Origin of the sequence: Streptomyces sp. 351MFTsu5.1 (assembly GCF_000383655.1) — a bacterium.
GTDB lineage: Bacteria > Actinomycetota > Actinomycetes > Streptomycetales > Streptomycetaceae > Streptomyces > Streptomyces griseorubiginosus.
Genome location: NZ_KB911779.1, coordinates 508,370 through 520,431 on the forward strand (window position 1 = coordinate 508,370; position 12,062 = coordinate 520,431).

Below are 12,062 nucleotides of genomic sequence, written 5' to 3' on the forward strand. Positions count from 1 at the left end.
CATCAATCTCGCCCCCGGGACCACATCGCCATCGATCCTAAGCGACCAACGGGACCAGTTAGACTAGTCGGTCAGGGCCTTGCGGAGGCGGTTCTCGTCCACCCGCCAGAAGGTGTGCTGCTCGCCGTCGACGAGCACGACGGGGATCTGCTCCCAGTACTGGTCGTGGAGTTGAGGATCCTGGTCGATGTCCTTGTACTCCCAGGAAACCCCGAGATCTCCACACACCTTCTCGATCACCGACTGTGCGTCATCACACAGATGGCAGCCCGGCTTGCGGATCAGGGTGACGAGCCGGTCCTCGGGGGCCCGGCCCTGCTTGCGGCGGAAGATGGGACTCATGCGGCCCATTCTCCCGCCTGATTAACGGCCGAGTCTCGGAGAGTTCACACCCTCCAAACCTCACGACTCCGGAACCCCCGAACAAACTGGCTATGCTCACGCCATGGCCGCTCTCGGATGGCTCACTCCCCGTAGGCGCTCCGCCACGGCGCGGAGCGTGTTGGCAGGCGAGGCCTCGGCGGAGGCCGCGCGCAAGTCGGTGCCCGCCGAGGAACCCGCGTTCCCGGTCCTCGGCGACGACAAGGCCGCCGCCTTCTTCGACCTGGACAACACCGTGATGCAAGGCGCGTCCCTCTTCCACTTCGGGCGCGGCCTGTACAAGCGGAAGTTCTTCGAGACGCGCGACCTCGCCCGCTTCGCCTGGCAGCAGGCCTGGTTCCGGCTGGCCGGCTCCGAGGACCCCGAGCACATGCAGGAGGCCCGCGACTCCGCACTGTCCATCGTCAAGGGCCACCGCGTCGCCGAACTCCAGTCGATCGGCGAGGAGATCTACGACGAGTACATGGCCGAGCGCATCTGGCCGGGCACCCGTGCCCTCGCGCAGGCCCACCTGGACGCCGGCCAGAAGGTGTGGCTGGTCACCGCGGCGCCGGTGGAGATCGCCCAGGTGATCGCGCGACGCCTCGGCCTCACCGGCGCGTTGGGCACGGTCGCGGAGTCGGTGGACGGCGTCTACACCGGCAAGCTGGTCGGTGAGCCGCTGCACGGCCCCGCTAAGGCGGAGGCGGTGCGCGCCCTGTCGGCGGCGGAGGGCCTGGACCTGTCCCGCTGCGCCGCCTACAGCGACAGCCACAACGACATCCCGATGCTCTCCCTGGTCGGCCACCCCTACGCCATCAACCCGGACTCCAAGCTGCGCAAGCACGCCCGTCAACTGGACTGGCGGCTGCGCGACTACCGCACCGGCCGCAAGGCCGCGAAGGTCGGCATCCCCGCGGCGGCCGGAGTGGGCGCGGTGGCCGGGGGCACGGCGGCGGCGATCGCTCTGCACAAGCGCCGCCGCTAGCCAGGCAAACACACCGATCCCCGGGTTTTACCGGCGTAACGCCGTGTCCAGCGACATTGGCTGCACACGGCCACAACACGCCCCCTTCCCTGACGGAACGTGACCGCTTTCGATCAACAAGCGGTCACTCTGCGGTACTTGATGGGGCATCAATCGGTTACAGAAGCGACGTAATCGATGAATAGAGCAACTGGGTGTAGCAGGGCCTGCACTAAGCGTTATTCTCCTCAGACGCAATCCGGTACCCCTTCCGTCGCTACGACGGGTGAACGGTCCCGCACTGCACGTGATGGAAGCTCTGCCTCTGGGAGTCCCGTGTACCCACACGTCGGGGTTGACGCCTCGGGCCTGGCTACGCTGCGCGCAACGGTCCAAGACCTGTTGCGCGGCTTCGTCCCCACCGCGTACGCCGTCCCCGCCCTCGCCGTAGCCACGGCACCGATCGGCCCGTGCTACGCACTGGCCGAAGGTTCCGCGGCCGTCGGCAGACGAGGGCGTTCGACCGGTGCCGCAACGGCCCGCCGTCCGGCCGCGGACAGCGACAGCGCCCGCATGATGGACCTGGTCGAACGCGCCCAGGCCGGCGAGGCCGACGCCTTCGGCCGCCTGTACGACCAGTACAGCGACACGGTGTACCGGTACATCTATTACCGGGTAGGAGGTAAGGCCACCGCCGAGGACCTGACGAGCGAGACGTTCCTGCGCGCGCTGCGCAGGATCGGCACCTTCACCTGGCAGGGCCGCGACTTCGGCGCCTGGCTCGTCACCATCGCGCGCAACCTCGTCGCCGACCACTTCAAGTCGAGCCGCTTCCGGCTCGAGGTCACCACCGGCGAGATGCTCGACGCCAACGAGGTGGAGCGCTCTCCGGAGGACTCCGTCCTGGAGTCGCTCTCCAACGCCGCGCTGCTCGACGCCGTCCGCCGGCTCAACCCGCAGCAGCAGGAGTGCGTGACCCTCCGTTTCCTCCAGGGCCTCTCGGTCGCCGAGACCGCCCGGGTCATGGGCAAGAACGAGGGTGCCATCAAGACCCTCCAGTACCGGGCCGTCCGCACCCTGGCCCGGCTCCTCCCGGACGACGCCCGCTGAGAGCACCCGTCCGCGCACACCCGGTAATCGCCAACTCGCTCTCGGTGAAAGTCCGTTGACTCCGCGATCCGATCATCCGCAGTCCGTAACCCAAGTGCCGCGCCGCTCGTTGTGCGGGATGCAGGCTCCCTGTGGTCACTCCCTGGCCGACTTCGATCACCCGATCGAGTGCTTGTGGTCAGGGTGTGCAACCCTCAGGACCCCCTGGGGAGTCGACCGTCATGACGAGAGGAGGTGCCGCCAGTGATCGCGAACGTATCGGCGCACCGGCGGGCGAACGCCTTCGCCCAGGCCCTGGAGGAGCAGTCCGACCGGGACCCGGCGGCCGAGCAGTCCGAAGGACAGCAGCCGGCCGCCGCGGAGCACTCCGGGCAGGACCGCCTGCTGACCCTCGCGGAGTGTCTCGGCGAGCTGCCCAGGCCCGAGCTGGACCCCGAGGTCAAGGTCGTCCAGCGGGCCCAGCTGGTGGCCGCGATGGAGGCCATGCTGCTGGAGGGCACCGTGGGCGAGCCCGCGGTCCCCGAGCAGCGCTCCCACCGGGCCAAGGGCGCGCACCGGGCGAGTGGGCTGGGCAAACTGCGACCGCGTTCCCGGCTCACCAAGGGCCTGGCCGCGGGCGGTCTGAGCGTCGGCGTGGCCGCCGGTGCCTTCGGCGGAGTCGCCGCGGCCAGCTCGGACGCGCTGCCGGGGGACTCCCTGTACGGCCTCAAGCGCGGCATCGAGGACTTCAAGCTCAACTACCTGTCCGACGGGGACGACGAGCGCGGTGTCGCCTACCTCGACCAGGCCTCCACCCGGCTGAACGAGGCACGTCGGCTCATGGAGCGCGGCCGGGGCGGCCACCTCGACCACGAGTCCCTGGGCGAGATCCGCCGCACCCTGTCCGGCATGCAGCACGACGCCTCCGAGGGCCACCGGCTGCTGCACGAGGCGTACGAGCGCGACCCGAACTCGCTGGGGCCCATCCAGGCCCTGGCCGGTTTCTCCCGCTCGCACCGAGAGGCCTGGGGCGCGCTCCGCGAGCGGCTCCCCGTGCAGCTCGGCGATGTCAGCCAGCAGGTCTCCTCGGTCTTCGACGCCATAGACGAAGAGGTCGCCCCGCTCCAGTCCCTGCTCCCCGAGACGCCCACGCAGAGCGGCGGCAAGGGCGGCGGTCCGGGCCAGGGCTCCGGTTCGAGCTCCTCGGACACCTCGACAGGCACCGACCGCTCCACGCCCCCGGGCTCCGGCGGCTCCACCGAGCACCAGGGCGGCAGCCCCGGCAACGCGTCCCCGTCCGGCAACCAGGACGACGGCCTCCTGGGCGGCAGCACCGGCGGCCTCCTGGACCCCCCGAAGTCCAGCGGCACCACCAGCCCGACCTCCCCGTCCCCCTCGGCCGACCCGGACGTCACCCTCCCCCCGCTCCTCCCCGGCCTCCTCCCCGGCCTGGGCATCAACGGCGAGGAAGCCAACTAGCTCTTCCAGCACGACTGTGGGGGCGCCCTGTGCAGAGAGGGCGCCCCCACAGTCGTACCGCCAACCCCCTCAGAAGAACACCGACCGCCGCTGCACCAAAAGCTTGTAGAGCGTGTGCTGGATCTGTTCCCTGACCTGGTCCGTCAGGTTGAACATCAGCATCGGGTCCTCCGCCGCCTCCGGCGGATAGCCGTCCGTGGGGATCGGCTCACCGAACTGGATCGTCCACTTGGTCGGCAGGGGAACCGCACCCAGCGGACCCAGCCACGGGAAGGTCGGCGTCAGCGGAAAGTACGGGAACCCGAGCAGGCGGGCCAGCGTCTTCGCGTTGCCGATCATCGGGTAGATCTCCTCCGCGCCCACGATCGAGCACGGGATGATCGGAGCCCGGCGACGCAGGGCCGTGGAGACGAACCCGCCCCGGCCGAAGCGCTGGAGCTTGTACCGCTCGCTGAACGGCTTGCCGATGCCCTTGAAGCCCTCCGGCATCACCCCGACCACCTCGCCCTGCCCCAGCAGCCGCTCCGCGTCCTCCGCGCAGGCCAGGGTGTGGCCCAGCTTGCGGGCGAGTTCGTTGACCACCGGCAGCATGAACACCAGGTCCGCCGCGAGCAGCCGTAGATGCCGCCCCGCGGGGTGGTGGTCGTGGACGGCGACCTGCATCATCAGCCCGTCCAGCGGCAGCGTCCCGGAGTGGTTGGCGACGATCAGCGCCCCGCCCTCCGCCGGGATGTTCTCGACGCCCTTCACCTCGACCCGGAAGTACTTCTCGTACACCGGCCGCAGCAGCGACATCAGGACCTGGTCGGTGAGTTCCTCGTCATAGCCGAAGTCGTCGACCTCGTAGTCCCCCGTGAGCCGCCGGCGCAGGAAGTTCAGGCCCCCCGCGATCCGCCGTTCCAGACCGCCCTCGTCGTTCGCCTGCTGCGGCGGCTGTTCCTCACGCGTCACAGGAACATCATCCTGCGCCGGGGCCGCGCTGGGCAGGGGCTGGACCTCACGGACCGGCCCGGGCTCGGGGCCCTTGCGCCGGCTCCCCCCGCTCCGGCGCCGCTGCGGCCGCTGCACGGCGCCCGCGCGGGACCGGTCGTCGTCGAACGGAATGACCTTGGCGTCCGCCATCGTTGATGCGCTCCTCAGTTGGCGCTCTGCGTCGAGCTGGCGCTCTGCGTCGGGGGGTGGCCGGCACCGGCGAGCGGCGGCAGCGCGGCGATCCGGTCGACGGCCCCCGCGACGGCCTCCGGCGGCACCAGCCCCGGGCCCTGGCTGCGCGCGAAGTCCGCGAAGGTCTCGGCCGTCGTGTACTTCGGCCGGAATCCGAGCGTCTCACGCATCTGGACCGTCGACACGACCCGGCCGTGCGTGAGCAACCGGATCTGCTCGGGCGAGAAGTCCGTCATCCCCAGCGTACGCACCAGCGACCCGGCCCACGTGACGGCCGGCAGCAGCAGCGGCACGGTGGGCCGGCCCAGTCGCCGCGAACACTGCGACAGCAACAGCACGCCGTCGCCCGCGATGTTGAAGGTGCCGCTGTTGAGCGTGCCCCGCGCCGGCTCGTGCGAGGCGATCCTGAGCACCTCGATCACATCGTCCTCGTGCACGAACTGGAGCCGCGGGTCGTACCCGAACACGGTCGGCAGCACCGGCAGCGCGAAGTACGAGGCGAGCGGGGTGTCCGTGGTCGGCCCCAGGATGTTCGCGAACCGCAACACGCACACGGCCACGTCAGGACGCCTGCGCGCGAACCCGCGCACATATCCCTCGACCTCGACCGCGTCCTTGGCGAACCCGCCGGAGGGCAGCGACTTGGCCGGCGTGGTCTCCGTGAACACGGCCGGATCGCGCGGCGCGGACCCGTACACGTTGGTGCTGGACTTCACCACGAGCCGCTTCACGTTCGGCGACTTCTGGCAGGCACCGAGCAGCTGCATGGTGCCGATGACGTTGGTCTCCTTGACCGTGGTCCGGCTCCCGCTGCCGAGCGCCATCGCCGTCACGTCCAGGTGGACGACGGTGTCGGCGGCCGTCTCGGCCAGGACCCGGGCGATACCGGGCTGCCTGATGTCCGCCTGGATGAAGTCGGCGCCGCCCAGATGATGTTCGGGCGCGACCGCGTCCACGGCGATCACACGGTCCACCTGCGGGTCACGCTGGATGCGTCGTACGAAGCGGCCGCCCAGCTGTCGGGCCACTCCGGTCACGAGCACGACCTTTCCCAAGATCAGCGCCTTCCTTCCAGCCGTGGTCCAGCCCTGGTGCCGTCCCGATACGACACCGGTCCTGTGCCGCGTTCCCCGTGTGCCGCCAACTTAGCGGTTCGATGTTGCGCTGTGATGACCGCCCACTGCGCGAGGTGACGACATCCGGCCCACCGCCACCCTCCGGACACGCATGTGGCCCCCCACCGGCATTGGGTGGGGGGCCACAGACACGCTGCTTGCGCGGCGTCGCCTTACTTCTTGTTGCGACGCTGAACGCGCGTGCGCTTGAGCAGCTTGCGGTGCTTCTTCTTGGCCATCCGCTTGCGCCGCTTCTTGATAACAGAGCCCACGACTACCCTCGCTCACTTCTCATCACTCGGTGCTGGGCATCATGGGCCCACACGACCTACGAGGGGCTAGCCTACCCGTCCGAGCGCTGAGGTCGTAATCGAGGTGAACCGGGGAGATCGGGCAGGGGGTCCACGAGTGCCCTGAGGCCCCCATGACCTCCCCGGAACCTCGCCGTCAGGCTGTCTCCACCCCCACGTAACTCTCGCGGAGGTACTCGTGAACCGCGTTCTCGGGGACGCGGAAGGACCGCCCCACCCTGATCGCGGGCAGATGACCGCTGTGCACCAAGCGGTACACGGTCATCTTCGACACTCGCATCACCGAGGCGACCTCCGCCACGGTAAGGAACTGAACCTCGCTCAGAGGCCTCTGCTCAGCAGCCATGACACACCTGAACCTTCCGCACTCGACGGCCACCGGCTTCCCCTTCCGGTGACTCTTCGTCGCTGCGTGCTCACTCCCCAATGTAGGGGCGGGTGATGCAAGTGGGGAAGAGGTGCACCCATCGGCGGCCTACTGTGACAGACACGCTCGATTGAGTACGTAGCGGGTCAGCGGCCGGTAGTAAGCGGACCGCACGGCGTCATCAAGTGGAACGACTACGGACACGACCCCCTCGGCCTCGCCCACGAAGAGCGCGGGGTCATCCGTATCCGCGAGACCAATGGCCTCAAACCCCAGCTGACCTGCTCCGCAGACCCATCCGTGATCCCCGATCACGAGCCCGGGAAGCGGCCCGCCGCTCTCCGCGGCGGCCGCGAGGGCGGTACGAACCGGCAGCGGTGAGTGCGTGTGTGCGCCCGGCTCACCACCGGAGCCCTTCCCGTCCGCTCCCCGCACGAGCGCGACTCCTCGTACGTAGCGAAGGTTGTGCATGCGTAGACCGAACCGGGTCGTTATGTCGACACGGCGACCATGCGCAGGGGTGAGGACGGTACATCCCGCCGCCGAGAGAGCGTCCGCGAGAGCGGCGTAGAACCCGAGCAGCCGGTGCGGATGCCCCGTCCCGATCAGCACGGGACCGCTGCGCTGGGCAACCGCGGCGAGCCGCAGCGCGAAGGCATCGAGCGCGGCAAGGGTCCGCTCAGGATCGATCACATCCTGGCCAGTTGTACACCTCGGATCGCTCGAAACCCCGCACTTGTCCGCCATGAGCCCGAGCAAGTCCCGCTCACTCCACGACCTCTCGGGGTCGATCCCGATCAACACCCGAGGATCCCGAGCCGCGAACAACCGATAGCTCCGCAGACTCACCTCCCGCGAGGTGGCCACGGTCCCGGCCAGCCGAGCGGCCAGCAGATGGGCGCGCAGAGCGCCGGTGCTCAACACGATGGCGATGGTGGCGGATGGAGGGTGAGGAGGGTGGCGGAACAGGAAAACACCGCACAGTCGGAGTAGTCAGGGGCGCGGGACTGTGTCGATATGCGGCTCCGCCGCGTGGGCGCGACAAGCCACAACGCACCCGCAGCCGCCGGACGACACAGCGAGGCACCCCCTTGGGCGTCGCTCAGGCCAACAACCCTCGCAACGGAAAAACCGCCCGCCGCGTGGCCAACACCGCCTGATCCAGCCGATCCGCAGGGTCGTACCCCGCATCCCACTCCGCGAACGACACCGGCCACCGCCCGTCCGTCATCCGCGCCGGCGCCAACTGCCGCGTCCGCGCGAACACTTCCTGCCGCCACCCCTCGGGGATCATCGCCTCGGGCTCGATCTCCCGCCCCGCCGCGATCCCCACGAGATGCGTCCACGACCGGGGCACGACATCCACCACGGCGTACCCCCCACCCCCCAGCGCGATCCACTTGCCCCCGGCATACGAGTGCGCCAGCTCATGGCAGGCCACCTGCACGGCCCGCTGCGCGTCCAACGACACCGCGAGATGCGCGAGCGGATCCTCGAAATGCGTATCCGCCCCGTGCTGGGTCACCAGCACATCCGGGCGGAAATCAGCGATCAGCTCCGGCACCACGGCGTGGAAGGCCCGCAACCACCCCGCGTCCCCCGTCCCCGCCGGCAGCGCCACGTTCACCGCGCTGCCCTCGGCCGAGTCCGCCCCGGTCTCCTCCGGCCAGCCGGTCTGCGGGAACAGCGTCCGGGGATGCTCGTGCAGGGAGATCGTCAGCACCCGGGGATCCTCCCAGAACGCCGCCTGCACCCCGTCCCCGTGATGCACGTCGACGTCCACATAGGCGACCCGCGAGGCACCCAGCTCCAGCAGCCGCGCGATCGCGAGCGAGGCGTCGTTGTAAATACAGAACCCGGACGCTCCCCCCGGCATCGCGTGGTGCAGCCCGCCCGCGAAGTTCACCGCGTGCAGCGCGTCCCCCCGCCACACGGCCTCCGCCGCCCCCACCGACTGCCCGGCGATCAGCGCGGAGACCTCGTGCATCCGCTCGAAGGCCGGATCGTCCATGGTCCCCAGCCCGTACGACTGGTCGGCGGCCCCCGGATCCACGGAGGCCGCCTTCACGGCCTCGACGTAGTCCTCCCGGTGCACGAGCCGCAGCGTCGACTCGCCCGCCGCCTTCGCGGCCACGACCTCCACGTCCCGGTCCAGCCCGAAGGCGTCCACCAGGCGCCGGGTCAGATCCAGCCGGACCGGATCCATCGGATGGTCCGGACCGAAGTCATAGCCCGTTACTGCCTCGTCCCACATCAGCTGTGCGCGGCCGCTCATGCCCGCCACCGTATCGGTCCGGTTGAGCGGCGAACGACTTGGCGTACACCAGCGTCACCAGCACCAACACCATCGGCACCAGCATGGCCCCGCGATAGCTCCACGTGTCTCCCAGGGCGCCCACCAACGGCGAACCGACCAGAAACCCGACGTAGTTGAAGACATTGAGCCGGGCCACCGCCGCGTCCGACGCCCCCGGGAACAGCCGTCCGGCCGCCGCGAAGGTCTGCGGCACCAGCACACACAGCCCCATCCCCAGCAGCGTGAACCCGAGCATCCCGACCCACGGCCCGGGCGCCACGGCCACCACCGCGAACCCCCCGGCCGCCACCAACGCCCCCAGCCGTACGACCGCCACCGCCCCGAACCGCCGTACCCCGAAGTCCCCGACGGCCCGCCCGATCAGCGTGGTCACCATGTACACGTTGTACGGCACGGTGGCGAGCTGCTCCGAACTCCCCAGCACGTCCTGGAGGTACTTCGCGCTCCAGTTGGAGACCGTGGAGTCACCGATGTACGCGAAGGTCATCACCAGGCACAGCGGCAGCAGCAGCTTGAAGACGATCGGCTCCGCGCCTCCCGCCTTCTCCTCCACGGCGGTCCCGTCGCCGTCGACGTACCAGCGGCTGCCCACCAGGCACAGCGGCAACAGCACCGCCACGACCGGCAGGTAGGACACGAACAGCGCGAGATGCCAGTGCGCCCCCACCCACGCCAGCGAGGCCCCCACGATCCCGCCCAGGCTGAACACCGCGTGGAAGCTGAGCATGATGCTGCGCCCGTACGCCCGCTGGAGGCTCACCCCCAGCATGTTCATGGACGCGTCGAGCATGCCCACGGCGAGCCCGAACGCGGCCAGCGAGACACCGAGCCCGACCGTCGAGTCCCCGGCCCCCACCCCGAGCAGCGCCAGGAGCACGACCGGCTGGGCGAACCGCAGCAGCCGGCTGGGCGGTATCCGCTTCACCAGCTGCTCGGTCGACACGCTCCCGACCCCGGCGAGGATCGGCACGGCCGCCAGGAAGGCGGGCAGCAGCGCGTCGGAGACCCCGTACCGGTCCTGGATCGCCGGGATCCGCGTCACCAGCAGAGCGAAGGCGACACCTTGCGCGAAGAAGCTGAACGCCAAAGAGGCCCTACCGCGCCGCAGCACATCTGTCATGGCGGCGAGCGTAGGGCCCCAACGTACTCGTGGGTAGATCCAGCCAAAGGTGAATTTCCCTCAGCTTTACCGGTCTTTACCTGGCGAGGGCGACCTCGGGCATCGCGGGAGCGTGGTTCTTCGTCTCGGCGATCAGCATCCGGGCCATCGGTCCGGCGCCCAGCGCCCCGCTGACCAGGAATGCCACCGCCATCGACGCGACCATGACCACGGACCCGAGCCACACCATCGTGTCCACCGGCAGCGTGTACGCCCCCACGACCCGCCCCACGCACTCCGCCAGCAGAACGACACCCCACACCACGGAGAACCGCCGCTCCGCCCGCCGGAAGTCCGCCGACCCGGCCTGGAGCCGCGCCCACGCCGTCTCACGCTCGGCGATCCCCTTCACCAGCCAGGGCTTCATGCCGGCGGTCATCATCGGCTTGCCCAGCGCGACGGAGACGAGGATGCCGATCCCGATGACACTGCTGACCCCGCTGTCCTTGGCGAGCATCAGCCGCGGGTCCCCGGCGACGAAGCTGAGGAGCAGCCCCACGACGTTCACGACGAGGATCAGCGCGGCGAAAGCGTTGACCGTCCGCTCCCGCACCACGCTCCAGACGGTCCGCACCGCGGGCACGACACTGCTGAGGCCGAGGGCCATCAGCGTGCTCATACCGAGCCCGTCCTTGAGGAGGTAGTACGCCCCGATCGGCACAGCCACGTCCACGATGAGGGGAGTCAGGTTCGCGTGCTTCGAGTTCGTCTTCGTCGTCATGCCCTCAGCTTCTCGTCCGGCGAGGGGGCGCCGGTAGAAACGATCGTCCGGAACCCGGCATGACAAATGTCAGACGGGTCAGACGAGAAGGTCGAGCAACTCCCCCATGTCGGAGAAGAGTTGAGTGGCGCCGGCCAGCTTGGCGGCGGGCGTCATCGCGGTGAACCCGTACACGTCCATCCCGGCCGCGTTGGCCGCCTGCACGCCCAGCGGACTGTCCTCGACCACCACGCACCGCCCGGGCTCGACCCCCATCCGCTCGGCGGCGTACAGGAACAGATCCGGCGCCGGCTTCCCGCGCCCCACGTCCTCGGAGCTGAAGATCCGCGCATCCTCGAACCACCGGTCGAGACCGGCCGCCCGATGCCCCACCCGGATCCGCGCATGGCTCCCGGAGGAGGCGACACAGTACGGCACCCCGTCCGCGACCAGCTTCTCCAGTACGCCGCTGACGCCGGCCACGGCCTCCAACTCCCGCTCGAACGCGGCGAACACCCTCGCGTGGAAGACATCGTCGAAGTCCGCAGGCAGCCGCTCTCCGCTCCGCTCCAGGACGAGCTCATGGATCCGGTGCATGGCGGAGCCCATGTAGTCCCGAATGGAGTCCTCGTATGAGGTCGCATGCCCGAGCTCCGTCAGATAGGCAGCGAGGTGCCGATTGGAGATCGGCTCACTGTCGACGAGGACGCCGTCGTTGTCGAAGATGACGAGTTCATAGCGCATGCCATTGACCATAAACGCAGAAAGGCCCACACCATAAGGTGTGGGCCTTTCCATCAAAAGGAGTTCGGCGGTGTCCTACTCTCCCACAGGGTCCCCCCTGCAGTACCATCGGCGCTGTAAGGCTTAGCTTCCGGGTTCGGAATGTAACCGGGCGTTTCCCTCACGCTATGACCACCGAAACACTATGAAATTAGACCGGAAAAGACACGGTCGTTGCCTCAGAACTAACACAGTGGACGCGAGCAAATATGGACAAGCCCTCGGCCTATTAGTACCGGTCACCTCCACCC

13 protein-coding genes and 1 rRNA gene are annotated in these 12,062 nt (G+C 69.2%); 3 read left to right on the forward strand and 11 right to left on the reverse strand.

Translation table 11 applies throughout. The features are described from left to right. Positions 1-63 precede the first annotated feature (63 nt). Positions 64-342: a glutaredoxin family protein gene (locus H295_RS0114410; RefSeq protein WP_020136041.1), complete on the reverse strand. Its 279-nt coding sequence runs from the start codon at positions 340-342 to the stop codon at positions 64-66. Between the two features lie 103 nt (positions 343-445). Here H295_RS0114410 and H295_RS0114415 point away from each other — a divergent pair, with 103 nt between their 5' ends. From H295_RS0114415 to H295_RS0114425, 3 genes are all read left to right on the forward strand, one after another. Continuing rightward, on the forward strand, positions 446-1,348 hold the full coding sequence (locus H295_RS0114415; protein WP_051135548.1) for an HAD family hydrolase: 903 nt from the start codon (positions 446-448) through the stop codon (positions 1,346-1,348). A gap of 315 nt (positions 1,349-1,663) precedes the next feature. Next, positions 1,664-2,437 carry an ECF subfamily RNA polymerase sigma factor, BldN family gene (locus tag H295_RS0114420; RefSeq protein WP_028809350.1) on the forward strand — a complete coding sequence of 258 codons (774 nt, stop codon included), beginning with the start codon at positions 1,664-1,666 and terminating at the stop codon, positions 2,435-2,437. Positions 2,438-2,680: 243 nt separating this feature from the next. After that, the gene (locus H295_RS0114425; protein ID WP_020136044.1) at positions 2,681-3,895 is read left to right on the forward strand and encodes a DUF5667 domain-containing protein; all 1,215 of its coding nucleotides are present in this window, start codon (positions 2,681-2,683) and stop codon (positions 3,893-3,895) included. A 69-nt stretch (positions 3,896-3,964) separates the two neighbouring features. On the opposite strand, the gene H295_RS0114430 is transcribed toward H295_RS0114425, so the two are convergent. From H295_RS0114430 to rrf, 10 genes are all read right to left on the reverse strand, one after another. Next, positions 3,965-5,017: a lysophospholipid acyltransferase family protein gene (locus H295_RS0114430; protein ID WP_020136045.1), complete on the reverse strand. Its 1,053-nt coding sequence runs from the start codon at positions 5,015-5,017 to the stop codon at positions 3,965-3,967. Between the two features lie 14 nt (positions 5,018-5,031). Continuing rightward, positions 5,032-6,114, reverse strand: coding sequence for an NAD-dependent epimerase/dehydratase family protein (locus tag H295_RS0114435; protein WP_020136046.1), 1,083 nt, complete (start codon positions 6,112-6,114; stop codon positions 5,032-5,034). Between the two features lie 233 nt (positions 6,115-6,347). Next, positions 6,348-6,446, reverse strand: a complete 99-nt coding sequence (locus H295_RS45435; protein ID WP_003948845.1) for a 30S ribosomal protein bS22 — start codon at positions 6,444-6,446, stop codon at positions 6,348-6,350. Positions 6,447-6,621: 175 nt separating this feature from the next. Beyond that, positions 6,622-6,831 carry a helix-turn-helix domain-containing protein gene (locus H295_RS0114445; RefSeq protein ID WP_016437488.1) on the reverse strand — a complete coding sequence of 70 codons (210 nt, stop codon included), beginning with the start codon at positions 6,829-6,831 and terminating at the stop codon, positions 6,622-6,624. Positions 6,832-6,960: 129 nt separating this feature from the next. After that, complete coding sequence (locus H295_RS0114450; protein ID WP_028809351.1) at positions 6,961-7,776, reverse strand: phosphatase; 816 nt, start codon at positions 7,774-7,776, stop codon at positions 6,961-6,963. A 178-nt stretch (positions 7,777-7,954) separates the two neighbouring features. Then, entirely contained in the window at positions 7,955-9,127 is a 1,173-nt protein-coding gene (locus H295_RS0114455) for an acetoin utilization protein AcuC (RefSeq protein ID WP_028809352.1), read from the reverse strand. After that, positions 9,078-10,289, reverse strand: a complete 1,212-nt coding sequence (locus tag H295_RS0114460; RefSeq protein ID WP_028809353.1) for an MFS transporter — start codon at positions 10,287-10,289, stop codon at positions 9,078-9,080. The genes H295_RS0114455 and H295_RS0114460 overlap by 50 nt, the downstream gene beginning before the upstream one ends. A 76-nt stretch (positions 10,290-10,365) precedes the next feature. After that, positions 10,366-11,049, reverse strand: coding sequence for a VC0807 family protein (locus H295_RS0114465; RefSeq protein ID WP_020136050.1), 684 nt, complete (start codon positions 11,047-11,049; stop codon positions 10,366-10,368). A gap of 78 nt (positions 11,050-11,127) precedes the next feature. Next, positions 11,128-11,772, reverse strand: coding sequence for an HAD family hydrolase (locus H295_RS0114470; RefSeq protein ID WP_028809354.1), 645 nt, complete (start codon positions 11,770-11,772; stop codon positions 11,128-11,130). 62 nt (positions 11,773-11,834) lie between these two features. Further along, positions 11,835-11,951 (reverse strand): 5S ribosomal RNA (gene rrf / locus H295_RS0114475). Positions 11,952-12,062: the final 111 nt, after the last annotated feature.